At 63.8% G+C, this 24,703-nt stretch carries 23 protein-coding genes and 1 other RNA gene; 18 read left to right on the top strand and 6 right to left on the bottom strand.

Annotated elements, in window-relative coordinates:
* The first annotated feature begins 251 nt into the window (after positions 1-251).
* Positions 252-1,628, top strand: coding sequence for a serine hydrolase domain-containing protein (locus ABID26_RS15615; RefSeq protein ID WP_292299606.1), 1,377 nt, complete (start codon positions 252-254; stop codon positions 1,626-1,628).
* A gap of 30 nt (positions 1,629-1,658) precedes the next feature.
* On the opposite strand, the gene ABID26_RS15610 is transcribed toward ABID26_RS15615, so the two are convergent.
* The 5 genes from ABID26_RS15610 to ABID26_RS15590 all read right to left on the bottom strand — a co-directional run bounded on the left by ABID26_RS15610 (position 1,659) and on the right by ABID26_RS15590 (position 8,135).
* A complete protein-coding gene (locus tag ABID26_RS15610; RefSeq protein ID WP_292299607.1) occupies positions 1,659-1,967 on the bottom strand; it encodes a HigA family addiction module antitoxin in 309 nt (102 codons plus the stop codon).
* Positions 1,968-1,975: 8 nt separating this feature from the next.
* Positions 1,976-2,272: a type II toxin-antitoxin system RelE/ParE family toxin gene (locus ABID26_RS15605; RefSeq protein WP_292299608.1), complete on the bottom strand. Its 297-nt coding sequence runs from the start codon at positions 2,270-2,272 to the stop codon at positions 1,976-1,978.
* Positions 2,273-2,397: 125 nt separating this feature from the next.
* Positions 2,398-3,075 (bottom strand): SAM-dependent methyltransferase, encoded by a 678-nt coding sequence (locus ABID26_RS15600; RefSeq protein WP_292299609.1) that lies wholly within the window; start codon positions 3,073-3,075, stop codon positions 2,398-2,400.
* On the bottom strand, positions 3,072-4,370 hold the full coding sequence (locus tag ABID26_RS15595) for a BtaA family protein (protein WP_292299610.1): 1,299 nt from the start codon (positions 4,368-4,370) through the stop codon (positions 3,072-3,074). The genes ABID26_RS15600 and ABID26_RS15595 overlap by 4 nt, the downstream gene beginning before the upstream one ends.
* Positions 4,371-4,403: 33 nt before the next feature.
* The gene (locus ABID26_RS15590; protein ID WP_292343396.1) at positions 4,404-8,135 is read right to left on the bottom strand and encodes a hydantoinase B/oxoprolinase family protein; all 3,732 of its coding nucleotides are present in this window, start codon (positions 8,133-8,135) and stop codon (positions 4,404-4,406) included.
* 99 nt (positions 8,136-8,234) lie between these two features.
* Here ABID26_RS15590 and ABID26_RS15585 point away from each other — a divergent pair, with 99 nt between their 5' ends.
* The 8 genes from ABID26_RS15585 (at position 8,235) to ABID26_RS15550 (ending at position 12,826) form a co-directional block, all read left to right on the top strand.
* Positions 8,235-8,750: a winged helix DNA-binding protein gene (locus tag ABID26_RS15585; protein ID WP_292299613.1), complete on the top strand. Its 516-nt coding sequence runs from the start codon at positions 8,235-8,237 to the stop codon at positions 8,748-8,750.
* Positions 8,751-8,910: 160 nt separating this feature from the next.
* The gene (locus tag ABID26_RS15580; protein WP_126099249.1) at positions 8,911-9,111 is read left to right on the top strand and encodes a hypothetical protein; all 201 of its coding nucleotides are present in this window, start codon (positions 8,911-8,913) and stop codon (positions 9,109-9,111) included.
* Positions 9,112-9,243: 132 nt separating this feature from the next.
* A complete protein-coding gene (locus ABID26_RS15575; RefSeq protein ID WP_292299614.1) occupies positions 9,244-9,963 on the top strand; it encodes a J domain-containing protein in 720 nt (239 codons plus the stop codon).
* Entirely contained in the window at positions 9,960-10,727 is a 768-nt protein-coding gene (locus ABID26_RS15570) for an N-acetylmuramoyl-L-alanine amidase (protein WP_292299615.1), read from the top strand. Before ABID26_RS15575 ends, ABID26_RS15570 begins: the two co-directional genes overlap by 4 nt.
* Positions 10,728-10,912: 185 nt before the next feature.
* On the top strand, positions 10,913-11,623 hold the full coding sequence (locus ABID26_RS15565; RefSeq protein ID WP_292299616.1) for a lytic transglycosylase domain-containing protein: 711 nt from the start codon (positions 10,913-10,915) through the stop codon (positions 11,621-11,623).
* 58 nt (positions 11,624-11,681) lie between these two features.
* Positions 11,682-12,081, top strand: an RNA gene (gene rnpB, locus ABID26_RS15560) — RNase P RNA component class A.
* A 169-nt stretch (positions 12,082-12,250) separates the two neighbouring features.
* On the top strand, positions 12,251-12,526 hold the full coding sequence (locus tag ABID26_RS15555; RefSeq protein WP_126099253.1) for a type II toxin-antitoxin system ParD family antitoxin: 276 nt from the start codon (positions 12,251-12,253) through the stop codon (positions 12,524-12,526).
* A 96-nt stretch (positions 12,527-12,622) separates the two neighbouring features.
* Complete coding sequence (locus tag ABID26_RS15550; RefSeq protein ID WP_348628108.1) at positions 12,623-12,826, top strand: type II toxin-antitoxin system RelE/ParE family toxin; 204 nt, start codon at positions 12,623-12,625, stop codon at positions 12,824-12,826.
* Between the two features lie 163 nt (positions 12,827-12,989).
* Here ABID26_RS15550 and ABID26_RS15545 read toward each other — a convergent pair whose 3' ends face one another.
* Positions 12,990-14,105, bottom strand: coding sequence for a cystathionine gamma-lyase (locus ABID26_RS15545; protein WP_292299617.1), 1,116 nt, complete (start codon positions 14,103-14,105; stop codon positions 12,990-12,992).
* Between the two features lie 393 nt (positions 14,106-14,498).
* Between ABID26_RS15545 and mraZ the strand changes: the two genes are divergently transcribed.
* The 9 genes from mraZ to ftsW are packed head-to-tail and all read left to right on the top strand — an operon-like array spanning position 14,499 to position 24,702.
* Positions 14,499-14,957 (top strand): division/cell wall cluster transcriptional repressor MraZ, encoded by a 459-nt coding sequence (gene mraZ, locus ABID26_RS15540; protein WP_126099417.1) that lies wholly within the window; start codon positions 14,499-14,501, stop codon positions 14,955-14,957.
* Positions 14,954-15,970, top strand: a complete 1,017-nt coding sequence (rsmH, locus tag ABID26_RS15535; RefSeq protein WP_292371226.1) for a 16S rRNA (cytosine(1402)-N(4))-methyltransferase RsmH — start codon at positions 14,954-14,956, stop codon at positions 15,968-15,970. Before mraZ ends, rsmH begins: the two co-directional genes overlap by 4 nt.
* A 4-nt stretch (positions 15,971-15,974) precedes the next feature.
* Positions 15,975-16,370, top strand: a complete 396-nt coding sequence (gene ftsL / locus ABID26_RS15530) for a cell division protein FtsL (RefSeq protein WP_292299620.1) — start codon at positions 15,975-15,977, stop codon at positions 16,368-16,370.
* Entirely contained in the window at positions 16,367-18,094 is a 1,728-nt protein-coding gene (locus ABID26_RS15525; protein ID WP_292299621.1) for a peptidoglycan D,D-transpeptidase FtsI family protein, read from the top strand. Before ftsL ends, ABID26_RS15525 begins: the two co-directional genes overlap by 4 nt.
* Positions 18,095-18,148: 54 nt before the next feature.
* Positions 18,149-19,603: a UDP-N-acetylmuramoyl-L-alanyl-D-glutamate--2,6-diaminopimelate ligase gene (locus ABID26_RS15520; RefSeq protein WP_292299622.1), complete on the top strand. Its 1,455-nt coding sequence runs from the start codon at positions 18,149-18,151 to the stop codon at positions 19,601-19,603.
* Positions 19,600-21,033 (top strand): UDP-N-acetylmuramoylalanyl-D-glutamyl-2,6-diaminopimelate--D-alanyl-D-alanine ligase, encoded by a 1,434-nt coding sequence (locus ABID26_RS15515; protein WP_292299623.1) that lies wholly within the window; start codon positions 19,600-19,602, stop codon positions 21,031-21,033. The genes ABID26_RS15520 and ABID26_RS15515 overlap by 4 nt, the downstream gene beginning before the upstream one ends.
* A gap of 26 nt (positions 21,034-21,059) precedes the next feature.
* Entirely contained in the window at positions 21,060-22,142 is a 1,083-nt protein-coding gene (gene mraY / locus ABID26_RS15510) for a phospho-N-acetylmuramoyl-pentapeptide-transferase (RefSeq protein ID WP_066990736.1), read from the top strand.
* Between the two features lie 8 nt (positions 22,143-22,150).
* Complete coding sequence (murD, locus tag ABID26_RS15505) at positions 22,151-23,551, top strand: UDP-N-acetylmuramoyl-L-alanine--D-glutamate ligase (RefSeq protein WP_292299624.1); 1,401 nt, start codon at positions 22,151-22,153, stop codon at positions 23,549-23,551.
* The gene (ftsW, locus tag ABID26_RS15500; protein WP_126099425.1) at positions 23,551-24,702 is read left to right on the top strand and encodes a putative lipid II flippase FtsW; all 1,152 of its coding nucleotides are present in this window, start codon (positions 23,551-23,553) and stop codon (positions 24,700-24,702) included. The genes murD and ftsW overlap by 1 nt, the downstream gene beginning before the upstream one ends.
* Position 24,703: the final 1 nt, after the last annotated feature.

The raw sequence follows: 24,703 nt of genomic DNA, 5'->3' as shown, positions 1-24,703 counted from the left end.
TGATGGGTCCTTCACCGATGGTGGTCGCTTACGCGGGCCCCCTCCGGACGGCCGCCCCACTGGGCCGCCCGCTCTTCATGCATGTCGTTGTCCCAAAGCAGCTTGGCACTTTCGGATCACATCCCTCCGTGATCGCCGAACATGGTTGATAATCCGTTGACGGCGCTCGACATCCGACATGATTTTGCGGAAGCAAAGGCGGCAAATCGATGACATAAATCGAGCCGGGAAATCCAAAGGGCGGGAAAAAGATGCGGGCTGTCGTGAAGTTCATCAAATGGCTGCTGGGCCTCGTCATGCTGGCGGTGGTCGGGCTCTTCGCCTGGCTCTACTTTGCGCCGCCCGAGTTGATCCGCGTCGGCTCCGGCTATTCGGCCAAGATCGTCTGCTCGAACGTGTTCATCGCCGGCCGGGACCCGAACGAGGTGCTCGCCGTCGACGTGCAGGCGCCGGGTCATCCGCTGCTCCGCCTGATGAAGGTATCTGTCGACAAGGAGAGGGGGCTTGTTTCGGCGGGCCTGTTCGGCGTGCTGGGCAAAAGCGTCGCGGTCGCGCGCGACGGGCTCGGCTGCGCCTCGGTTCCCAACGGTGACACCGGACGGGCGAGGCAGACATCCGTGCATGTCGAGACTCTGGCGGCGCAGGACGCGCTCTGGCCCGAAGGTGAACGGGTGGATGCCTCGCAAAACCCGCAAGTGTCGAAGATCATCGACGATGCCGCCATGGCCGGGACCGGCATGCGCGCGCTCGTCGTGGTGAAGAACGGCCGTATCGTCGCGGAGCGCTATGGCGATGGTTTTTCGGCCAAGACACCGCTGCTCGGCTGGTCGATGACCAAGACGGTGAATGCCGCGATCGTCGGCACGCTGGTGAAGGACGGCAAGATAGCGCTCGACGGCAAGGACCTGTTCGCGCCGTGGAAGGCCGACGGGCGGGCCGCCATCAGCCTCGCCGACATGATGGCGATGTCGAGCGGGCTGGAGTTCAACGAGGATTACGGCGATGTCGCCGACGTGACCCGCATGCTCTATCTCGAGCCGGACATGGCGGGCTTTGGCGAGGCCAAGCCGCTCACCGGCGAGGTGGGCAAGGTGTTTTCCTATTCGAGCGGCACGGCCGTCATGCTGTCGCGGCTGTGGCAGGACGCGGTCGGTGAGAAGGCAAAGGCGCTGGCATGGCCGCGGGCCACGCTGTTCGGCCCGCTCGGCATGCACAGCGCGGTGCTCGAAACGGACGAGCAGGGCACGTTCGTCGGCTCGTCCTATCTCTATGCCACGGCGCACGACTGGGCCCGCTTCGGCCAGTTCCTGCTGCAGGGCGGCGTCTGGAACGGCGCGCAGATCCTGCCCGCCGGCTTCGTCGACTGGATGCGGGAGCCGGCACCGGCCTCGAAGGTCTACGGCAAGGGCCAAGTATGGATCGAGGGGCCGGGCGACGAGGAAAGCCCCGGCGCTGGCGCCGCTGCCGGCCTGCCCAAGGATATCTATTGGATGGAAGGCCATGACGGCCAGACGGTGGCCATCATTCCGTCGGAGCAACTGGTGGTGGTGCGTCTCGGGCTGACGCCCGCCAAGCTCGGCTACCGGCCACAGATCATGGTGGCGGCGCTGGTGAAGGCACTACACTGAACTCTGATGGCCAATCGCCGCAACTCCTCTCTATGCTGCGGTCGGCAAAGGTTTGGCGCGATTGACGCGCGCCCGCTCGTCAGGCGAGTTCATGACTTGCCAAAGATCGCTGCGGCGTTGGACGTTCAGCCAGAAATCCGGGCTGTTACCAAACACTCGCGCCAGAATGAGCGCGGTCGCTGCGGTCACGTTGCGGCGGTCATTGCACAATTCGTTCACGTGTTTGCGCTGAACTCCCATTGCCTCGGCCAACGCCGCCTGTGTCAGGCCGAGCGGCTGCATGAATTCTTCCGTGAGGATTTCGCCAACCGTTGCGGGCTTGCGTGCGGTCATCAACATGTCTCACCTCACTTATAGCTGTGGTCGTCCAGATAGATTTCTGACGCCTCGCCTCGGCCGCTGTCCCAGCGGAAGACCAGCCGCCATTTCTTGTTGACACGGATTGAATGGAAACCTTCGAGATTGCCGCGCAACTTCTCGAGATGATTGCTGGGCGGCACACGCAAGTCCTGATCAATCGTCGCATCGTCAATCATCTGGAGCTTGCGGAACAAACGGCTTTCGAGATCGGGCGGGACATTGCGAGAGTGGGTGTCGTCTACAAAGAAGGCCCGCAGCCATCCATCTCTAAATCCGACGACCATCGCATGCTTTCCAGGATAGAGGTAATGTACCACTCCTTGGGGCATATGACAATGCGCAGCGTAACGGAGTCATCATTGCGCCAGCCCATGGCGGGTTGGAACCATAGGCCTCCCGATCGCAAAACTCAGAATATCGGATTGGACGGCGATCTTATCACCGCCAGCCAGGCATAGCCGCGATAAAGCGTTCTGAAATGGAAGGTTGCGCCGGTCCGCTCGGATTCCGATTCAAGGACGTCGCGCAGCGAGGCGCGCGGCTCGACATGGAATTTCCGCAGCCAGCCGCGCAGCAACGCCCGGAACCAGCGCGGCAGGCCTTCCTGCTGGCCGAAATCGACGACATGCAGCGAGCCGCCTAGAGCAAGCGCGGCGAGCGCCGCCGAGACGGTCTTTTCCCACCCAGGGATCATCGACAGCGAATAGGAAACGAAGACGCGGTCGAAGCGCGCGGTGCCGAAAAGCGCCTTAGCATCGAAGTCAGTGGCGTCGCCGCGAGCCAGGGTGACCCGAGCGGCGAGACCTTCGCGGGCCATAGCGGCGTTCGCCGTTTCCAGCATCTCGGCCGAGATATCGAGGCCGAAAAAGCGGGCGTTCGGATAGCGGCGGGCAGCAAGCACGATGTTGCGCCCGGTGCCGCAGCCGAGCTCGAGCACGGTGCCGCCTTGCGGCACGTCGAGCCCTGCGATCAGCCGGTCGCGGCCGAGCAGGTAGTATTTGCGGGTGAGATCGTAGATGTGGCGCTGCCAGCGATAGACGCCGTCCATCAGCTCGGCATGGCTGGCCGGCAACTCGGTCGCGCTCATGCGGCGCGCTTCACATAGAGGTGGAAGCCGCCATAGATGGCCGAACGGTCCCTGGCGGAGAATTCGCGCGAGGCCTCGGTCTCATAGTGCCATTGGTCGAGCAGGGAGTTGGAGACGCGGCCCGGCAGCAGGCTGGGCTCGGCCGCGGTGCGGAAGATCACGCGGGCGCCAACCGAGGCCGTGCGGGTGATCTCGGTCCACAAATCGTTGAGCAGGTCGTCGGTCATCCAGTCCTGCGCGTCGAGCAGGACGAAGCGGTCGACCGAGCCCGCATCCTTGGCGGCGAGGAATTTGATCAGGTTGGCATGATGGATGGCGACGCGATCGATGTTGGCGCGGATCGTCTCGTAATTGCGCTTTTCCAGATAGGCGGGGAGCGCAGCTTCGCCTGGCTCCGGGTAGCGGCGGGCAAAGGCCTGCCAGGCGAAATAATTGTTCTTCAGCGGAAAATCGCAGGCGAGCTTTTCCAGCCGCGCCTTCAAGACGCTCGCCATCGAGCCGTCGCCGGAGGTGATCAGAGAGTCGTATTGCGCCGGCGGGATGCCGAGGCCGAACAGCGACGCCTTGCGCGACGTCGCCCAGCGCAGGAGCTTCTTGTCGAAGACCGGCGCCAGCTCCTCATTGAAGAAGCGGCGCTGCTCGCCAATGTTATTCGCCTTCATGATGCCGGCCGGATCGACGCCGAACAGCTTGCCGACGCGATGGCCCATGGCGATGAAGAGGCCGAGCAGGCCGGTCTGGTAGAAGTTGCGGTCGAAGACCGAGATGCGGCGGCGGCCGCGCCAGTTCCGGCGCTCCCAATAGTGGCGGCTGACCGGATCGAGATGCGGCGCGATGAAGCGGTCGTAGGCTTCCGAATTGTGGCTGGTGTCGGCGGCGCCGAAGAAGCGGAACAGGTCGCCCTGCGACGGCAGATGACGAACCGCTTCCAGCTTCATGCGGTTCAGCGCGATGTGCGCGGCATTGAGGTCGACGGCGTCGATCCGGGCCGGCGAGCGGGTGAGGTAAGCCAGGATGTTGCAGCCGCCTGACGCGATTGTGACGATGCGATGGCCGGCGCCAAGCTGCATGGCCTCCATGTCGACATCCGGGTCCTCCCAGATCTGCGGATAGACAAGGCCGGAAAACAGGAAGGCGAAGAGACGTTCGGAAATGCCATCCTTCGACAATGCCCGGTTTTGGTAGACCGCCTTTCCGACTTCCTTGCCTCGGCGATAAACGAGTTCTCCCGAAACATCCGACATGGCAAGGTGATTCCCCGGTTGCGTTGGCGCAAGCGGGTAGCGCAGCGTCATGACAGGCAGGTGACAGGCTGTTGACGCTGTTATTTACGCCTTGCCGAACCCGCCGGGTGTCGGCGTGATGACGATGACGGCCTCGCCGGCGTCGAGCGTGGTCTGGTCGCAGGCCTTCAGCACATCGATCGAGCCGTCGTTGCGCCTGACCTTGGTCGAGCCGGCCTCGCCATCGCCGCCGCCGTTCAGACCCTGGGGCGGGCGGTTGCGGTGCGAGGAGAGGATGGCGCATTCCATCGCTTCCAGGAAGCGGATGGTGCGCTTGGTGCCGTCGCCGGCGTTCCACTTGCCCTTGCCGCCGGAACCTTCGCGGATGCGGAAATCCTCCAGCACGACGGGGAAGCGCAATTCCAGCACCTCCGGATCGGTAAGCCGCGAATTGGTCATGTGCGTGTGGACGCCGGAGGTGCCGGCAAAGCCGCGGCCCGAATTCATCCGGCCGGCCGGCGAGCCGGAGCAGATCGTCTCGTAATACTGATACTGCCGGTTGCCAAAGGTCAGGTTGTTCATGGTGCCTTGCGCGTTGGCCAGCGCGCCCATGGCGCCGAACAGCGCGTTGGTGACGTGCTGCGAGGTCTCGACATTGCCGGCGACGACGGCGGCGGGATAGGCAGGCTTGAGCATGCAGCCGTCGGGGATAATGATGTTGATCGGTCGGAGGCAGCCGGCGTTCATCGGGATCATATCCTCGACCATGACGCGGAAGGCATAGAGCACGGCGGCTCGCGCCACCGGCTCCGGCGCATTGAAATTGTTCTTCATGACCCGCGAGGTGCCGGTGAAATCGACCGTCGCCTCGCGCTTTTCCCGGTCGACGCTGATCCTGACCTTGATCACCTGACCGGTGTCGGTGGGATATTCGTAGTCCGAACTGTCCGGCAAGCGCTCCAGCACGCGGCGCACGCTCTCGGCGGCATTGTCCTGGACATGGCCCATATAGGCCTCGACGACATCGAGGCCGAAATGCGCGACCATCTTGCGGAGTTCCGCCACGCCCTTTTCGTTGGCGGCGATCTGCGCCTTGAGGTCGGCGATGTTCTGGACGGGATTGCGGGCAGGATAGGGATGGTCAGTAAGGAGGGTCTCGAGCTCCTTCTCGCGAAAGCGGCCGCGATCGACGATGCGGAAATTGTCGAACAGCACGCCTTCCTCGTCGACCGTGGTGGCTAAAGGCGTCATCGAGCCGGGCGCCGTGCCGCCGACATCGGCATGGTGGCCGCGCGAGGCGACGTAGAACAATATCTCCTCCCCCCTCGAGGGGGAGGTGCCGCCGAAGGCGGCGGAGGGGGTCGTTGCGGCAGTGCTCGACGCTTTGGCTGTGCCTTCTGAGGCGACCCCACCCGGCCGCTTCGCGGCCACCCTCCCCTCAAGGGGGAGGGAAAAAACCGGCGTCACGACGGTGATGTCGGGGAGATGCGTGCCGCCATTGTAAGGCGCGTTGAGCGCGAAGACGTCGCCCGGATGGATATCGCCCGAATTCAGGCGGATGACGGTTTCGACCGAGCGGTCCATGGAGCCGAGATGCACCGGCATGTGCGGCGCGTTGGCGACCAGAGCGCCGTGGCGGTCGAACACCGCGCAGGAAAAGTCCAGCCGTTCCTTGATGTTGACCGAATAGGCCGTGTTCTGCAGCGTCACGCCCATCTGCTCGGCGATCGACATGAAGAGGTTGTTGAAGACCTCCAGCATCACCGGATCGGCCTCGGTGCCAAGCGCCGCCTGCCGGCGCTTCTTTTCGATGCGGCGCAGGAGCACGTGATTTCTGGCGGTGATCTCGGCCTGCCAGCCGGGCTCGACGACGATGGTCTGGTTCGGCTCGATAATGAGGGCCGGGCCGGCCACCTTGTAGCCGGGCTTCAGATCCTCCCGCCGGAAGATGCCGGCATCGCGCCAGCCGCCATCGGCGAAGAATTGCCGCGTCTGCCAAGGGCTTGCCGCCTTGTCTTCGAGACTTGATTCATTTTCGTCGCGCGCTCCGGTCCCGACATCGCTGCCTTCGACGCCGACTGCCTCCACGATCATCGGCTTGTTTTCATAGACGAAGCCGAACTGCGCCTTGTGGGCGGCCTCGAAATCGCTTCTGGCGCGGAAGATCGAGCCATCATCGAAATTGACCGGCAGCGCCGTGTCGGTGCCGTCATAGCGAATTTGCAGGACCGGCCTGGACGCGATGGCGGCTTCCGCAATGCCTTGCGCGGCAAGCTCGGCGACCACGCCTTGGCGCAATGCCGAAATCAGGTCCTCGATCGACGAGCGCGATTCTTCGGCGAGAGGTTCGAGCAATGCCTGCTGGCGCGAGGCGAAAACCGTCGACAGCCCGATACCGTAAGCCGAGAGCAGGCCCGAGAAGGGGTGGATGAGCACCGCTTCCATGCCGAGCGCATCGGCGACGAGGCAGGCATGCTGGCCGCCGGCGCCGCCGAAACAGTTCAAGAGATATTCGGTGACGTCGTAGCCGCGCTGCACCGAAATCTTCTTGATGGCGTTGGCCATATTCTCGACGGCGATGGTGACGAAACCCTCGGCTACCGCTTCCGGTGAGCGTCCATCGCCGATCTCGGCGGCCAAGGCCGCGAATTTTTCGCGCACGGTGGCGACATCGAGCGGCTGGTCCTGGCCGGGACCGAAGATCGCCGGGAAGACATCGGGCTGCAGCTTGCCGAGCATGACATTGGCGTCGGTGACGGCAAGCGGGCCGCCGCGCCGGTAAGCGGCTGGGCCAGGATTGGCGCCGGCCGAGTCCGGGCCGACGCGGAAGCGGCCGGCCTCGTAATGCAGGATCGAGCCGCCGCCGGCCGCGACCGTGTGGATGCGCATCATCGGCGCTCGAATGCGCACGCCGGCGACTTCGGTGTCGAAGGCGCGCTCGTACTCGCCGTCATAGTGGGCGACGTCGGTCGAGGTGCCACCCATGTCGAAACCGATGACCTTGTCGAATCCAGCGAGCTTCGCCGTCTCGACCATGCCGACGACACCGCCGGCCGGGCCCGACAGCAGCGCGTCCTTGCCCTGGAACATGTCGGCGGCTGTCAGCCCGCCCGACGACATCATGAACATCAGGCGGGGGCCGGCACCCAACTCTCCCGCCACCCTTTGCACGTAGCGCGACAGGATCGGCGACAGATAGGCGTCGACCACGGTGGTGTCGCCGCGGCCGACCAGCTTGATCAGCGGCGAGACCTCGTGGCTGACCGAGATCTGGCTGAAGCCGATCTTGCGGCAGACCTTGGCCACCGCCTTTTCGTGGTCCGGATATTTCCAGGCATGCATGAAGACGACGGCGACCGCGTCGATGCCGTCCGCCTTGGCCTGCTCGATCGCGGGGCGGCAGGCGGCGATGTCGAGCAGACGCTCGACGCGACCGTCGGCGCGCACGCGTTCGTCGATCTCGATCACCCGCTCGTAGAGCTGCTCCGGCAGGATGATTTCCTTGGCGAAGATATCCGGCCGCGCCTGATATGCGATGCGCAGCGCGTCGCGAAAACCCTTGGTGATGAGCAGGAGCACCCGGTCGCCCTTGCGCTCGAGCAGCGCATTGGTGGCGACTGTGGTGCCCATCTTGATGTCGCCGATCCGCTCGGCGGGAATGGCCGCGCCGGTTTTTAGCCCAAGCAGGTCGCGTATGCCCTGGATGGCGGCATCGGCATAGGCTTCAGGGTTCTCGGACAAGAGCTTGCGCGGGTGCAACTGGCCCTGCGGATCGCGGCCGATGATGTCGGTGAAGGTGCCGCCCCGGTCGATCCAGAAATCCCATCTCGAGGTCACGTTGCTTCCCTTTGCGGTCGGTGCGGATCTAGGTTTTTCATTGCCTTATCGATGCCAATACGTCAATATATTATCGATAAATCATCGGAAAGGCATCGCATGCAGCGCGAAGAATGGGGACCGATCGTTTCGGCATCGCATCTGTCGGTTGGGGCCATGCCGTCGATGTCGGAACTGGAATTCGCCCTGACGGTCACCGGCAACGCCTTTCAGCGCTGGACGGTGAGGTGCATGGCGGCCGCCGGCTACCCCAGCCTTACCCATCTCGACGTCCTTCTGCTGCATGCCACCAACCATCGAGGGCGCGAGAAGACGCAGGCCGATCTCTGCACCATGTTCAACATCGAGGACACCCATCTTGCGACCTATTCGATCAAGAAACTCGCCGGAATGGGCCTTGTCCGAACCGGCAGGCGCGGCAAGGAAAAGACCGTGTGGGTCACCGAGGCCGGCGCGCGCGCGTGCGAACGCTACCGGGAGTTGCGCGAAGGGTTGCTGATTTCGAGCATCAAGACCCTCGGACTGGATGAAGAGGCGCTCAGCAGGCTTGCGGCGCTGATGCGCGCGGTCTCTGGCCAGTACGACCAGGCTGCCCGCGGCGCCGTCAGCCTGTAGCGGGCGCACCATCTCGCCAAATTGCCTGTAATACCGGGGCGTTAGCAGTTATCGCGATGTTACACGCAGAAACGCAACGTTACGAAACTCCCGAGCCGCCTGATGCATTTCTCCTGCGACTGTTCACCGAAACGTGAACGTTTGTTGAAGGAGTGATATCATGAAGAAGCTCATTCTGGCGTCTGTTTCGGCGCTTGCCCTGCTGGGGGTCGCGGCTTGCAGCAACAGCGGCACGGACAACACGACCACTCAAAGCACCAACCCGCCGGCCAACGAGCAGCCGATGAAGCCAGCTACGCCTGACGCTTCGAAGCCTGCCGAACCGGCTCCGGCAACACCTCCTGCTGCGCCTGCGCAGTAGAAGTCGATCTGACGATTCGGGAAGGCCGGCTTCTGCCGGCCTTCTTTTTGTCGGGGCTGCGGTCAGCGACCATTGGACCTGCGGCATCGTCCCGGCTTGATAGCGGTGCCCGGTTCGCACTAAGAAGCCGGCATGTCGATTTGGGACCGCCTCGGCGACTTCATCGCTCGTGTTTCGTCGTCGGCGTCCTCGGGCGTCGCCGACGTCGTCGAGGCCGTGCGTACCGTCTTTTCCGGCGACCCGGATTTGCGCCGGCGCGTTGCCTTCTCAGTGGCGATGATCGCGCTCTCTGCCAAGATGGCCAAGGCCGACGGCATCGTCACTCAGGACGAAGTGCGCGCCTTCCAGGAAATCTTCGAGGTGCCGCCGAGTGAAACGCGCAACGTGGCGCGCCTCTACGACCTCGCCAAGCGCGATGTTGCCGGTTTCGAGATCTATGCCCTGCGCATGGCGCAGCTTTGCGGTTCCGGCCATGCGAATTGCATGATGCTGGAAGACATACTCGATGGGCTGTTCCACATCGCCAAGGCCGACGGCCTGATCCACGAGCGGGAAGGGCAATTCCTGCATCGCATTGCCGAGATTTTCCGGATCGACGAGGCGCATTACCAGGCGATCCTGTCGCGTCACGTCAATCTGGGCGCCGCCGATCCCTATGTTGTTCTGGGCATCGAGCGCGGAAAGCCGTTCGAGGAGGTCAGGAAGCGCTACCGCAAGCTGATCTCCGACAATCACCCCGACAGGCTGATCGCGCGTGGCCTGCCGCAGGAGTTCATCAAGATCGCTACGACAAGGGTCGCTGCGATCAATGCTGCCTATGAGATGATCGAACGGGGTCTCAGGCACGCATGAGCGGTTTTTTGCCCGACCAGCCGGGTGCCGAGGTCAGGGTGTCGCCGAATTTTGGCCCGCGACGCGAGATGCTCGGGCCTGACATGATCGTGTTGCACTATACCGGCATGGCGACGGGCGCCGGCGCCGAGGCGTGGCTGTGCGATCCGGCAAGCGAGGTGTCCGCGCATTATCTTGTCCATGAGAACGGCTGGATCGTGCAGATGGTGCGTGAGGGCGACCGCGCCTGGCATGCCGGCAAGAGCTCGTGGTTCGGGCGCACGGACATTAACTCCTGCTCGGTCGGGATCGAGATCGTCAATCCCGGGCATTCGCTCGGCTACAAGGCCTTCCCGAAGCGGCAGATCGATGCGGTGATCGGATTGTGCGCGGGGATCGCCGGCCGGCATTCCATTCCACCGCAAAGGGTGCTTGCGCATTCCGACGTGGCGCCGGGGCGCAAAGTCGATCCGGGCGAGAGATTTCCCTGGAAGGCGCTCTTCGCGGCCGGCGTCGGCCATCTCGTTCCCGCGGCCCCGATCAGGCAGGGCGCGACGTTGAAGGCGTGCGACACCGGCGCCGACGTCGAGGCGCTGCAGTCGATGCTGGCACTCTACGGTTATGGCGTCGAGATATCGGGCGTCTTCGATCGCCAAACAGAAATCGTGGTGGCGGCGTTTCAGCGGCATTTCCGGCGGCGGCTCGTCGACGGCGTGGCGGACAGCTCGACGATCCGCACACTGCAAAGGCTGCTGGCTTCCGTAAAGGCCGCCTCGCCAGAATAATCTGCCAAGCTACCTAAATTACAATTTGTCATACAAAGTGAATTGCCTCGCCTTCATTGGCGCCAAATCGCTCTTCAAAGGCATCTCCCGCAAGTTGTCGGACGTCTAGCCTCCCAAGATGTTCCGATATTGAGTTGGCCCACCCGCGCGAAGTTCTTCGCTCGGTTCAAACAGAACAGGACTACATGCAAAGATTGACCGTTGTAGCGGCAGCCGTTGCTGCCGGAGTGATGACTTTTGCCTTCAGCCCGGCTAACAGCGCGCCGTTGAGCATGCGGGCGGCAGACAATGGGTTCGCAGCGACCCCCGTGACGCCGAAGGCGGCTCCGGCCCTCAAACCCGCAAAAACCAAGAAAACCGCTGCGGCGAAAGTGCAGAAGACCGCCGCATTGAAGTCGGCAAAATCAACGGTCAAACGCGGTAGGAAGCGCGGCAGGCAGACTGTCGATCTGACGACGACAGCGTCCATTCACCCCGAAAAGCCTGCATTGTCGTCTTCGGCCACCGGCGGCGGCCAATATTCGGCGATCATCGCTCGCTATGCTGCAAGCTATGGCGTGCCGGTGTCGCTCGCCAAGGCCGTTATCAAGATCGAAAGCAACTACCGGCCGAACATGGTCGGGGGCGCCGGCGAGATCGGCCTGATGCAGATCAAGCCGGCGACGGCGCGGATGATGGGCTATACGGGTTCGGTCAAGGGACTGTTCGATCCCGACACCAACATCAAATACGGCATGAAGTACCTCGCCATGGCGCAAGGCCTCGGCGGCGGCACCACTTGCGGCACGATCCTCAAATACAATGCCGGTCATGGCGCAAGGCGGATGAATCCGGTTTCGGCCGCCTATTGCAGCAAGGTGAAGGTGCAGATGGCGGCGCTCGGCTCACCCGCCTAGAGGCAAGTTCGCCTTTTTCGTTTGCGTTTTCAGGCGGGAATCCCTTTATACGCGCTTGCCAGCTGGCTGGGCGGCCGCGCCTGCAAGAGCCGAAAGGCTGCGGGTGAGGAAAGTCCGGGCTCCATGGAGACACGGTGCCGGCTAACGGCCGGCGGGGGTAACCCCAGGGAAAGTGCCACAGAAAGCAAACCGCCGCGGCATCAGCCGCGGCAAGGGTGAAAGGGTGGGGTAAGAGCCCACCGCGCGACTGGCAACAGGAGCGGCACGGCAAACCCCACCGGGAGCAAGACCGAATAGGGGCGGTGCGAAGGGAAACCTTCGAGGGCTGTTTCCGGCCCACCGTCCGGGTAGGTTGCGTGAGGCGCATGGCGACATGCGCCCAAGATGAATGGCCGCCACGTTCCCGCGCCGCAAGGCGCGGGGCCATACAGAACCCGGCTTACAGGCCAGCTGGCATTTTTCCCGATACCGACAAAACGCTTGATATCAACAGGTTGCAGCCATGGGCGTGCCTGTTGATTCAAGCGCGTGGAGCTGTGCCCGGTTCCACCGCTCTATCGATGCGTTTCCTTGAAACCGGTACGATTAAATCGTACCTTGTCGCAAAGAAAGCCGTCGGAGCACATCATGGGCCAGGTCGACAAACGCAGCATAACGCTTTCGCCCGAGCTGGCGCGGGCGGTCGACGATGTCGTCGCCGCCGGCGAATACGCTTCGGCGAGCGAGGTGATCCGGGACGCGCTCAGGCAATGGAAGGACCGGCGCGACCTACTCGGCTACACAGTCGAGGAACTACGCAAGCTGGTGCAAGAGGGGATCGACAGCGGGCCTGGACGGTTCTCGTCGATGGATGAAATAAAGGCCGAAGCCCGTAAGCGATTGAGATCCGACGACGCGGCATGAAGGTGCTGCCGATCATTCGTACGGCGCACGCTGAAGGCGATTTGATAGCGATTTTGGCTCCACATCGCGCGTGATAACGAAGCTGCAGCGGATAGATTGCTCGATCGAATCGAGCCCCGGTGTCAACAGCTCGCGACCTATCCGTATTCGGGCCCTCCGCGCGACGACATCGCACCCGGAATCCGTCATCTGATCGTCGGCGAATACCTCACCTTCTATCGGGTCGGCGGGGACGCGATCGAAGTCGTCCGTGTGCTGCACGGCCGGCGGAAGATCGAGGCGGACGACTTTGCGCCGTGATCGGCGTTTGTCTAAAGCGCGTCGCGATCCTTCACATTCGCTCCGTGCGCTTTAGGTTTTTGATTTTACGCATGTCTTTGTCCCGAAACCGGTTCCACTTTCGGCAGACATGCTTCAACGCAATTCCGGACGAAAACCGCCAAAGCATTTTCCTGGAATTGCGCTAGCTGCCGATCTTATCCAACGACGCCTCGATCGCCTGCCAGAGCTCCTCGACCGGCTCGCAGCCGATGGCTAGCCGCACGAAGCCCGGGGGCACGGCGTCGCCACGCTTCGAGCGCCGCTCGGCCGAGCTGTGCACGCCGCCGAATGACGTGGCCGATTCAATCAGCGGGCAATTGTTGATGAAATCCTCGGCCTTCTCTTCCGACGCCAGTTCGAAGGAGATGAGGAAGCCGAAGCGATCCATCTGAGACCGCGCCAGATTGTGCGAGGGGTCGCTCTCAAGGCCTGGAAAGCGCAAGCCGCTCACGGCGCGATGCGCCTTGAGCCGGCGGGCGATCGTTTCCGCCGAAGTGCACATGCGGTCGAAGCGCACCTCAAGCGTTTCGAGGCCGCGATGCACGAGCCAGGCCTCGAACGGTCCGGGAATGCCGCCGGCCGTTTCGCGCCAGTCTCTGACCCTGGCGACAATGTCCGGATTGCGGCTGGCGACATGGCCGAACAGCACGTCCGAGTGCCCGTTGATCGCCTTGGTGTCGGCCGACACGACGATGTCGGCGCCGAGGTCGAGCGGCCGCTGGCCAAAGGGCGTCATCGTCGTGTTATCGACGACAAGGACCGCACCTTGCTCGTGAGCCGCCTTGGCGACGGCGGCGATGTCGCAGATATCCAGCCGCGGGTTCGACGGAGTTTCCACGAAGATCATTCGATAGCCGGCGAAACCGCCATCGAGCATGCTCGATGTCGCCCTGACGTCATAGGCGACGCCGAGCGGTTTCAGGAAGCGCTCCGCCAGGGCGCGTGTCGTGTGATAGCCGTCCGAAGGCAAGAGAATGCGGTCGCCCGATTTGAGGAGCGAAAAAAATGCCGCCGAAATCGCCGCCATTCCCGACGGAAAGGCGACGCACTGGGCATCTTCCAGATGGCCAAGCATATGCTCGACGGCGTGCCATGTCGGATTGCTGAACCGGCCGTATTGATCGTAGCCCGTCGCGTCGCCCGGGGAATGAAAGATCGAGGCCATGGTCAGCGGCAAGGGGATCGGGTCGCCCTTGGCGAAATCGCCGCTGCGCAGATGGGCAAGTGTCGCGGCGCGTGACTTCGCGGTTTCAGGCATGGGCTCATTCCTTCGCTGAACAGGTTCGACGCTAGGCGCGCCGGCCGTTCGCAGCAAGCCGCCTCTTTTTGGGCCAGACCGTTCTAAACGCTTCGTTAGGCTTAATAGACGATAAAGACGGGACGTGGCGTCAGCCTGCTCTTTCTGGTTGTGGCGCGCGCGTTTGTGATGCCTGCTCCCGTTGACGCCCATAGTACCCCATGATATCCCATTCGCATCATCAAGCCTTCGTTCCGCGTCAGGGTGAAGCGTACGCCAATCGGGCAGTCGCGGCGGCTGCGCGTTTGCCGGTTTTTGCCTTGGTGAATGAAGCGATTTGTCGCGAGGCGATGCGCGGCGGCGCGGAGAAAAACATGAGAAGGGGTGCGGCGGCGACAGCGGCTGTAACGCGTAGTGGACCGATTTCTGTCAAACGCGGTGAACAGGATCGATGCGAAGGGGCGGGTGTCCGTTCCAGCGCATTTCCGCGCGGTCGTGCAGAAACGTGGCTATGGCGAGCTCTATGCGCTACGTTGCCTGGACCTTCCGGCGATGGACGTCGGCGGGCTCGATCTGCTCGACCGTTACGAGCAGCGGATCGCGCTCGAGGATCCCTTCCTGCAGACAGCGGACGACATGTCGTTCTTCTGTCATGGCGACGGGACGTTCCTGAAACTCGACCAGGACGGTCGCATCACGATGACCGATTTCATCCGCGAGCATACGGGCATTTCCACGGAGGTGGCCTTTGTCGGACGCGGCAATTTCTTTCAAATTTGGGAACCGGGCCGGCTTGCCGCCTATGGGGCACAGGCGCGGGCCAGGCTCTTGCAGCTTCGGCAGGGGACGAAGCCTGGGGAGCGGCCGGAATGATGGCTGGCCACGGCGATGATCCTCACGCCGTTGGCGGACTGGTCCGTCACATTCCGGTCCTCCTTGCCGAGGTGCTGGAGGCGCTTGCGCCAAGGGCCGGCGAGACAATCGTCGACGGGACGTTCGGCGCCGGCGGCTACACCGGCGCCATCCTCGAGCGAGGCGCATCGGTCGTGGCCATCGACCGCGATCCGGATGCGATCGCCGCGGGCCGGGCTCTGGAGCAGCAGGCTGGCGGCAGGCTGAAGCTCGTACAGGCGCCGTTCTCGACGCTGGACGAACAGGTCGAGAGCGCCGACGGCGTCGTGCTCGACATCGGCGTCTCTTCCATGCAGCTCGACCAGGCCGAGCGCGGCTTTTCCTTTCGCGCCGACGGGCCGCTCGACATGCGCATGGCGCAGGCGGGCCTGAGCGCCGCCGACGTCGTCAACACCTTCAAGGCGGGCGACCTTGCCCGCATTTTCGGCTTCCTCGGCGAAGAGCGGCATGCCGGCCGCATCGCCCGCATGATCGAGGCGCGGCGCGAGAAACGGCCCTTCGAGCGGACGCTCGATCTGGCCGACGCCATCGCCACCCATATTGGCCGCGCGCCGAAGGACAAGATCCATCCGGCCACGCGTGTCTTCCAGGCGCTGCGGATCTTCGTCAATGACGAGCTCGGCGAGCTGGCGAGTGCGCTGTTCGCCGCCGAGCGGGTGCTCAAGCCCGGCGGCCGGTTGGCGGTCGTGACCTTCCATTCGCTGGAGGATCGCATCGTCAAGCGCTTCATCGCCGATCGCGCAGATGCGGCCAGCGGCTCCCGCCACATGCCGGATGCGCCGGCGCGGCTGGCGACCTTCCGCAAGTCCGGCGGCGGGGTGACGCCGGGCGAGGGCGAGATCGCGGCCAACCCGCGGGCGCGCTCGGCCAGGCTGCGCGCGGCAATCCGCACCGACGTGCCGGCGCGCAGTGGCGACTTTTCGATTTTCGGCCTTCCAAAGCTTCCCGCCGTCGAGCGGCCGGGGGAGAGGTAAGCACGTGTTTCGTACCAGCGACATAGTCCTGATCGCCGTCATGGTCTCGGCGGCGGCGTTGACCTACAAGACCAAGCGCGAAGCCGAGGACCAGCTGGCGGCGGTGCAGAAGCTGCAGGCGCAGATCCGCTACGAGGAAGACACGATCGACCTTCTGAAGGCCGACTGGAGCCTGCTCACCCAGCCGGCGCGGCTGCAGAAGCTTGCCGAAATCTACAAGTCGCAGCTCGGGCTCGAGCCGCTCAACGCCCGCCAGATCGGCGGTCTCGACGACGTGCCGATGAAACCGGTCAACATCGAGGACCTGTCGTCGCAGCGGCTTGGCGGGATGGCCGACAATTCCGGCAAAGAGCCCTCGGGCGACAAGGATCCGGTGGTCACCGGGAGCACCGTGCAATGATCGGCAGGCTTCCAAGGATCGGTGAGCTGCTGAGGCGTCGCAAGAAGGTGGCCCCGGACGGCTCGATCGTCGTCGACGCCGCCCGCAAGGCGACCGGCGGCAAGGCCAAGACCCGCATCATCATGACGATGGCGGTGTTCTTCACCATCTATTCGACGATTGCCGGCCGGCTCGTCTATCTTGGCCTGCAGAACCCCGACATGTCGGGCGGTCCGCAAAGCCGCGTCACCGCCTCGCGGCCAGATATCGTCGATCGCAACGGCGAGGTGCTGGCGACCGACATCAAGACGGCATCGCTGTTTGCCGAGCCGCGCCGTATCGTCGACGCCGACGAGGCGATCGAGAGATTGTCGACCGTGCTTCCCGAGATCGATTACGAGCAGACCTATCGCAAGCTCAAGAGCGGCGCCGGCTTTGTCTGGCTGCAGCGTCAGCTGACGCCGAAGCAGCAGGCCGACATCCTGGCACTGGGCATCCCCGGCCTCGGCTTCCGCACCGAAAAGCGCCGCTTTTATCCGAGCGGCGAGACGTCCTCCTACATTGTCGGGTTGACCAACATCGACAACCAAGGCATCTCCGGCATGGAGAAATACATCGACGACCAGGGGCTGACCGACCTGCAGGAGTCGGGGCTGGCGGTGGCCAGGGACCTGAAGCCGGTGAAGCTGTCGATCGACCTTCGCGTCCAGCATGTCGTGCGCGACGAGGTCGCCGCCGCCCTGGAGCGTTATCGCGCCATTGGCGCTGGCGCCGTTGTGCTCAACGTCAAAACGGGCGAGGTGGTGGCCATGGCCTCGGTGCCGGATTTCGATCCGAACAATCCTTACAATGCACAGGAAAAGGACCGGCTGAACCGTATGTCCGCGGGCCTCTATGAGATGGGTTCGACCTTCAAGAGCTTCACCTCGGCCATGGCGCTCGATTCCGGCAAAGCGACGATGGCGAGCCGCTTCGACGCTTCGCATCCAATCCGGGTCGGCCATCAGGCCATTCACGATTTCCACGGCAAGAACCGTGTGCTGTCGTTGCCGGAGGTGTTCCTCTATTCGTCCAACATCGGGTCGGCCAGGGAGGCCGAGCTGGTCGGCATCGAGGGGCACCGGGAATTCCTGCATCGCCTTGGAATTTTGGACAAGATGCAGACCGAACTGCCGGAAGTCGCCCGCCCGACTGAACCGAAGGTCTGGAAACAGGTCAATTCGTTTACCATCGCCTTCGGCCATGGTGTGTCGACGACGCCGCTGCAAGCTGCTGTCGGCTGCGCGGCCCTGATGAATGGCGGCTATCTGATCGAACCGACCTTCCTGCCACGTACCGTGGAGCAGGCAATGACGGTGGCTAAGAAAGTGGTCAGCGAAAAGACGGTCGAAGGCATGCGCTACCTTTATACGCTCAACGCCGAGAAGGGCTCTGCCAGAAACGCTAGAGTTCCCGGTTATCGCGTTGGTGGCAAGACCGGAACAGCCGAGAAGGTCATCAATGGCCGATACTCGAAAGACTTGAATTTCAATACCTTTGTGGCCGCCTTCCCGATGGACGATCCGCAATATCTCGTGTTCACGATTGCCGACGCCCCGCATCCGGAAAAGCCTGGCATGACAGACGTCGCGGCCGCTAATGCGGGGGTTATAGCTGGCAATATCATCAGGCGTTCGGCGGCCATGCTTGGCGTGAAGCCAGATTTCAGCCATGAAAATGGTGCAACGCTGGTTTCCTATCAGTGATTCTTGGGGCGCGCCGGCAACTGCGCGCTATTTTGTTGCGGTGAACGGGACTCAATGCATCTGAAAGATCTAGCCGGTGTCCTGCCTATCGAGGGAACAGTTTCCCCCGATCTGGAGGTTACCGGTCTCTCATCCGATTCCCGCCAGGTAAGGGCGGGCGTCGTCTTCTTTGCGCTGGCCGGCAGCAAGGCCGACGGCTCGGCCTACGCAGCCGACGCTGCGGCAAAAGGCGCCGCTGTGATCGTTGCCGCCAAGGGGAATGCCATTTCCGGACTGTCGATCCCGGTTCTTGCCGTCGATGATCCGCGTCTGGCATTGGCGCTGAGCGCGGCGCGCTTCTTCGGCAAGCAGCCTGAAACAATGGTCGCCGTCACCGGTACCAGCGGCAAGACGTCGGTCGCCGCCTTCACACGCCAGATCTGGGAGCAGGCGGGCCTTGCCGCCGCTTCGATCGGCACGACGGGTGTCGTGGCGCCCGGCCGCAATGAGTATGGCTCGCTGACAACGCCGGATCCGGTGGCGTTGCACAAGCTGCTGAAAGAGCTGGCCGATGCCGGCGTCACCCACGCCTCGATGGAGGCCTCCAGCCACGGCCTCGACCAGCGCCGCCTCGACGGTGTCAGGCTGGCGGCCGCCGGCTTCACCAATCTCGGCCGCGACCATATGGACTACCACCCGACGGTCGAGGACTATCACCGCGCCAAGCTGCGCCTGTTCGACACGCTGCTGCCGAAGGGCGCGCCGGCTGTGATTTTCGCCGACGATCCCTGGTCCGAGCCGACGGTCCATGCCGCGAGGGCAACGGGTCTCGACGTGCTGACGGTCGGCCGCCACGGCGAATTCCTCACGCTGAAGCGCGTCGAGCATGAGCGGCGGCGCCAGCGTGCCGAGGTCGAGGCCGACGGCGTGCTTTACGAGATCGACCTGCCGCTCGCCGGCGATTTCCAGATCGCCAATGCGCTGGTTTCGGCCGGCCTCGCCATCTCGACTGGAACATCGGCCGGCAAAGCCTTGGCGGCATTGGAAAAATTGAAAGGCGCGCCGGGCCGGCTCGACCTCGTCGGCACGACGGCGGCCGGCGCTCCGGTCTATGTCGACTATGCGCACAAGCCCGACGCGCTGGAGAACGTGCTCTCTTCGGTTCGTCCGTTCACCACGGGCCGCGTCGTTGTGGTGTTCGGCTGCGGCGGTGACCGCGATCGCGGCAAGCGGCCGATCATGGGCGAGATCGCCACCCGGCTCGCCGATGTCGTCATCGTCACCGACGACAATCCGCGCACGGAAATTCCGGAAACCATCCGCGCGGCCATCCTTGCCGCGGCGCCCGGCGCCATCGAGATCGGCGACCGCCGCAAGGCGATCCATGAGGCGGTCGCCATGCTTCATGCCGGCGACACGCTGATCGTTGCCGGCAAGGGGCATGAGGAAGGCCAGACCATCGGCACCGAAACCTTCCACTTCTCCGACCATGAGGAAGTGCGCGAGGCGCTCCAGGAGCGCGCCGCATGAACCTGCTCTGGACATCGGAGGCGCTTGTCGAGGCCATGGGCGGCAGGCCGATCGGCTCGCTGCCGGAAGGCATCACCGGCATTTCCATCGACAGCCGCAGCCTCGAGCCCGGCAATGCCTTCTTCGCCATCAAGGGCGAGACGATGGACGGCCACGATTTCGCGACCGCGGCGGTGAAAGCAGGCGCCGCCGTGCTGGTCGTCGCCGAGGGCAAGCTGCCGTCGCTCGGCCGGCTGACGGCGCCGATGATCGTCGTGCAGGACGTGCTTGCGGCATTGGAAAAGCTCGGCGTCGCCGCGCGTGTCCGCTCACGGGCGAAGATCATCGCGGTGACCGGCTCCGCGGGCAAGACGACGACCAAGGAAGCGCTGCGCCATGTGCTATCGGCGGTCGGCAAGGTGCACGCTTCCGCGCAGTCGTTCAACAATCATTGGGGTGTGCCGCTGACGCTCGCGCGCATGCCGCAAGACTGCGACTACGCGGTCTTCGAGATCGGCATGAACCATCCGGGCGAGATCAGGCCGCTGGTCAAGATGGTGAGGCCGCATGTCGCGATCGTCACGCTGATTGCCGCCGCCCATCTCGGCTTCTTCAAGAGCCTCGACGAGATCGCCATGGCCAAGGCCGAGATTTTCGAGGCGATCGAGCCCGGCGGCGCCGCGCTGCTCAACCGCGACGATTCGCGCTGGAAGCTGCTCGGGAAAATGGCGAAAGAGGCTGGTGTCGAGCATGTCTTCGGCTTCGGCGAAAACGCCCGCTCGGCCTTCCGCCTTGCCGGCTGCGAGCTCTATGCCGACCATTCCGACATCGCTGTCAAGATCGGCAAAAAGGACGTGACGGCCCGTGTCGGGGCGCCCGGTCGACACATCGTGCAGAACGTGCTGGCCGTGCTGGGCGCCGCGCAACTGGTCGGCGCCGACCTCGACAAGGTGGCGGCGGCGCTTGGTGACCTTTCGGCCGAGCGCGGCCGCGGCAGGCGCCACATATTGCATCATCCGAACGGCCCGATCACGCTGATCGACGAAAGTTACAACGCCAATCCGGCTTCGATGGCGGCGGCCATGGCGCTGCTCAACGCCACGCCCGTCTCGGGTGGGGGCAGGCGCATCGCCGTGCTCGGCGACATGCTGGAGCTCGGCAGCCATTCGGCGAAACTCCATGCGGCGCTTGCCGATCTCATCGTCGGCACCGGGACGCGCAACGTCTTTCTCGGCGGTCCGGAGATGCGGGCGCTGGCCGATGTTCTGCCATCCGATGTCGAAACCGAATACCGGTCAGGCGCGGAAGAGCTGAAGCCGGTCGTAATGTCGGCAATCAGGCCCGGCGACGTGGTCATGGTCAAGTCGTCGAAAGGCATTGGATTTTCAAAGCTGGTCGAGGCATTGCTCGGCAAATTTCCGGCGGAAGCCACAACCATCGAACCGACCTGAGGTCGAGCTCCGGGGGACGGAAACGCATGCTCACTTTACTCGTTGATTTCGCGGACAAGATCTCGGCCTTCAATGTCTTCCGCTACATCACCTTCCGCACGGGCGGCGCGCTGATCACGTCGGCGCTGATCGTCTTCATCTTCGGACCGACCATCATCAACTCGCTGCGGCTTCGCCAAGGCAAGGGCCAGCCGATCCGCGCCGACGGACCGCAGACGCATTTCAAGAAGGCGGGCACGCCGACCATGGGCGGGCTGATGATCCTGTCCGGGATCATCGGCTCCTCGCTTTTATGGGCGAACCTTTCCAGCATCTATGTCTGGGTGGTGCTCCTGGTCACCGTCGGCTTCGGGTCGATCGGCTTCTACGACGACTATCTCAAGGTCACCAAGCAGTCGCACCTGGGCTTTTCCGGCAAGGCGCGGCTGGCGATCGAATTCGTCGTCGCCGGCATCGCCGCCTGGGTGATCATGCACAACGGCCAGGCGCCGTTCTCGTCTTCGCTGACCTTTCCCTTCGCCAAGGAATTCCTCATCAATCTCGGCTGGTTCTTCGTGCCGTTCTCCTGCTTCGTCATCGTCGGCGCCGGCAATGCGGTGAACCTGACCGACGGTCTCGACGGGCTGGCGATCGTGCCGATCATGATCGCGGCCGCGTCCTTCGGCGTCATCGCCTATCTATCCGGCAACGCGGTCTTCGCCGAATATCTGCAGATCCATTTCGTGCCCGGCACCGGTGAGCTCGCGGTCGTGCTCGGCGCGGTCATCGGCGCCGGCCTCGGCTTCCTGTGGTTCAACGCGCCGCCGGCCGCGATCTTCATGGGCGACACCGGCTCGCTGGCGATGGGCGGCCTGATCGGCACCATCGCCGTCGCCACCAAGCACGAGATCGTGCTGGTCATCGTCGGCGGCCTGTTCGTGGTCGAGATACTGTCGGTCATCATCCAGGTCGGCTACTTCAAGATGACCGGCAAGCGCGTGTTCCTGATGGCGCCGATCCATCACCATTTCGAAAAGCTCGGCTGGACCGAGAGCCAGGTGGTGATCCGCTTCTGGATCATCGCCGTCATCCTGGCGCTGGTCGGCCTCTCCACCCTCAAGCTTAGATAGGACACCGCTTGGTTCCCGCCGCTTCCTTCGCTGGCAAACGCGTTTCGCTCTTCGGGCTCGGCGGTTCGGGGATCGCGACCGCGCACGCGCTGATCGCGGGCGGCGCCGAGATCCTCGCCTGGGACGACAATCCGGACAGCGTCGCCAAGGCGGCCGCCGCCGGGATCGCGACCGGCGACCTGCGCGCCGCCGACTGGCCGCGCTTCGCGGCCTTCGTCCTGTCGCCCGGCGTGCCGCTCACGCACCCGAAGCCGCATTGGGCGGTGGAGCTGGCACGCGGAGCCGGCGTCGAGGTGATCGGCGACGTTGAGCTGTTCTGCCGCGAGCGCATTCAGCGCGCGCCGACGGCACCCTTCATCGCAATCACTGGCACCAACGGCAAATCGACGACGACGGCGCTCACGGCGCACATACTGAAATCGGCCGGACGCGATACCCAAATGGGCGGCAATATCGGTCGCGCCGTCATGACGCTCGATCCGCCCGAGCCCAAGCGGCACTATGTGGTGGAATGCTCCTCCTACCAGATCGATCTTGCGCCCTCGATCAACCCGACCGCCGGCATCCTGCTCAACCTGACGCCCGATCATCTCGACCGGCACGGCACGATGGCGCATTACGCCTCGATCAAGGAAAGGCTGGTCGCCGGCAGCGACACCGCGATCATCGGCGTCGACGATTCCTGGTGCGCCCAGATCGCCGACCGGCTGGAGCGTGCCGGCAAGCAAGTGATACGCATCTCCAAGCGCCTGCCGCTGACCGACGGCTATTTCGCCGACGGCACCAACCTGATGGAAGCGGTGAACGGCCGCTACAGCCGTATCGCCTTTCTCGAAGGCATCGGCTCGCTGCGCGGCCAGCACAATGCGCAGAACGCGCTTGCCGCTGTCGCGGCCTGCCTCAGGATCGGCCTCGAGCTTGGCGAGATCCAGGCCGGGCTTGAAAGCTTCCCGGGGCTGGCGCACCGCATGGAGCAGGTCGGCCGCAAGGACCATGTGCTGTTCGTCAACGATTCCAAGGCGACCAACGCCGACGCGGCGGCACCCGCGCTGTCGAGCTTCAACCGCATCTACTGGATCGCCGGCGGCCTGCCCAAGGAAGGCGGCATCGAGCCGCTGCGCGGCTTCTTCCCTCGCATCGCCAAGGCCTATCTGATCGGCGAGGCGGCGCCCGCTTTCTCCGCCACGCTCGGCGAGGCCGTGCCTTACGAGATTTCCGGAACGCTGGCAGCCGCGGTCGAGCATGCCGCCTATGACGCCGCGAGCGACACCGGCGGCGAGGCGGTGGTGTTGCTTTCGCCGGCCTGCGCCAGTTTCGACCAGTTCAAGAATTTCGAGGTTCGCGGCGAAGCCTTCAGGCAAGCTGCGACTGCTATTGATGGAGTGAAACCCATCGGAGGGCCACGTTGATGCAAAGCCGTCTCGACAAAAGTCCAGTCGCAACCTGGTGGTGGACGATCGATCGCTGGTTCCTCGCGGCATTCCTGTCGCTGATGGGGTTGGGCATCATTCTGTCCTTCGCGGCAAGCCCAGCGGTCGCCGAGAGGATCGGCCTCAGCAGCTTCCATTTCGCCACGCGGCAAATCATCTTCACCATCCCGGCGCTTATCGTGATGCTGGCGGTTTCTTTCCTGGAGGCCCGGCAAATAAGGCGGATGTCGCTGGTGATGCTCTGCATCATGCTGGTGCTGATGGTGGTGGTGCTCTACGTCGGCGTCGAAGTGAAGGGCGCGCGGCGCTGGGTGTCGCTCGCCGGCCTCTCCATCCAGCCGTCCGAATTCCTCAAGCCGGCCTTCGTCATCATCTGCGCCTGGCTTTTTGCCGAGCATAAGCGACAGCCCGATATTCCCGGCAATCTCTTCGCCATGCTGCTGCTCGCTCTGGTGATCTCGCTGCTTGTGGCGCAGCCCGACCTCGGCCAGACGATGCTCGTGCTGGGCACCTGGGGCGTGATGTTCTTCATGGCCGGCCTGCCCTGGTTCTGGATCGTCGCGCTGGGGGCTGCCGGCATTGGCGGCGTGTTCGCGGCCTATACGGTGTTTCCGCACGTCGCCGCCCGCATCGACAAGTTCCTCACCGGCGAAGGCGACACCTTCCAGGTCGACATGGGCCGCGAGGCCCTGATCAACGGTGGCTGGTTCGGCGTCGGCCCGGGCGAGGGGACGGTGAAGCGGGTCATCCCGGACAGCCACGCCGACTTTGTGTTCTCTGTCGCAGGCGAGGAGTTCGGGCTGATCATGTGCTTCTTCATCATGTCGATCTTCGCCTTCATCGTGCTGCGCGGATTGAGCATCGCGCTGAAGGAGCACGACGATTTCACGCGTTATTCCGTCGGCGGGCTCGTCACCATTTTCGGCTTGCAGTCTGCCATCAACATGTGCGTGAACCTGCAACTGATGCCTGCCAAGGGCATGACGCTGCCCTTCATCTCCTATGGCGGCTCCTCGCAGATCGCTATCGCCATCTCGATGGGCATGATGCTGGCGTTGACGCGCAGGCACCCCGAAAAGCGCAAGCAGATAGGCTATGCCTTCTCGCAGCGCACCCTTCCGGCGGAATGAG

It is taken from the genome of Mesorhizobium shonense (assembly GCF_040545255.1).
Classification (GTDB): domain Bacteria; phylum Pseudomonadota; class Alphaproteobacteria; order Rhizobiales; family Rhizobiaceae; genus Mesorhizobium; species Mesorhizobium shonense.
Note: the sequence above shows the minus strand (reverse complement) of the source record. Positions and strands in the feature narration are given on the sequence as shown.

Excerpts from the sequence above, each read along its gene's own strand:
- ABID26_RS15615 (WP_292299606.1), top strand. The coding sequence starts at position 252 with ATGCGGGCTGTCGTGAAGTTCATCAAATGGCTGCTGGGCCTCGTCATG.
- ABID26_RS15610 (WP_292299607.1), bottom strand. The coding sequence starts at position 1,967 with ATGTTGATGACCGCACGCAAGCCCGCAACGGTTGGCGAAATCCTCACG.
- ABID26_RS15605 (WP_292299608.1), bottom strand. The coding sequence starts at position 2,272 with ATGGTCGTCGGATTTAGAGATGGATGGCTGCGGGCCTTCTTTGTAGAC.
- ABID26_RS15600 (WP_292299609.1), bottom strand. The coding sequence starts at position 3,075 with ATGAGCGCGACCGAGTTGCCGGCCAGCCATGCCGAGCTGATGGACGGC.
- ABID26_RS15595 (WP_292299610.1), bottom strand. The coding sequence starts at position 4,370 with ATGACGCTGCGCTACCCGCTTGCGCCAACGCAACCGGGGAATCACCTT.
- ABID26_RS15585 (WP_292299613.1), top strand. The coding sequence starts at position 8,235 with ATGCAGCGCGAAGAATGGGGACCGATCGTTTCGGCATCGCATCTGTCG.
- ABID26_RS15580 (WP_126099249.1), top strand. The coding sequence starts at position 8,911 with ATGAAGAAGCTCATTCTGGCGTCTGTTTCGGCGCTTGCCCTGCTGGGG.
- ABID26_RS15575 (WP_292299614.1), top strand. The coding sequence starts at position 9,244 with ATGTCGATTTGGGACCGCCTCGGCGACTTCATCGCTCGTGTTTCGTCG.
- ABID26_RS15570 (WP_292299615.1), top strand. The coding sequence starts at position 9,960 with ATGAGCGGTTTTTTGCCCGACCAGCCGGGTGCCGAGGTCAGGGTGTCG.
- ABID26_RS15565 (WP_292299616.1), top strand. The coding sequence starts at position 10,913 with ATGCAAAGATTGACCGTTGTAGCGGCAGCCGTTGCTGCCGGAGTGATG.
- ABID26_RS15555 (WP_126099253.1), top strand. The coding sequence starts at position 12,251 with ATGGGCCAGGTCGACAAACGCAGCATAACGCTTTCGCCCGAGCTGGCG.
- ABID26_RS15545 (WP_292299617.1), bottom strand. The coding sequence starts at position 14,105 with ATGCCTGAAACCGCGAAGTCACGCGCCGCGACACTTGCCCATCTGCGC.
- rsmH (WP_292371226.1), top strand. The coding sequence starts at position 14,954 with ATGATGGCTGGCCACGGCGATGATCCTCACGCCGTTGGCGGACTGGTC.
- ABID26_RS15525 (WP_292299621.1), top strand. The coding sequence starts at position 16,367 with ATGATCGGCAGGCTTCCAAGGATCGGTGAGCTGCTGAGGCGTCGCAAG.
- ABID26_RS15520 (WP_292299622.1), top strand. The coding sequence starts at position 18,149 with ATGCATCTGAAAGATCTAGCCGGTGTCCTGCCTATCGAGGGAACAGTT.
- ABID26_RS15515 (WP_292299623.1), top strand. The coding sequence starts at position 19,600 with ATGAACCTGCTCTGGACATCGGAGGCGCTTGTCGAGGCCATGGGCGGC.
- mraY (WP_066990736.1), top strand. The coding sequence starts at position 21,060 with ATGCTCACTTTACTCGTTGATTTCGCGGACAAGATCTCGGCCTTCAAT.
- ftsW (WP_126099425.1), top strand. The coding sequence starts at position 23,551 with ATGCAAAGCCGTCTCGACAAAAGTCCAGTCGCAACCTGGTGGTGGACG.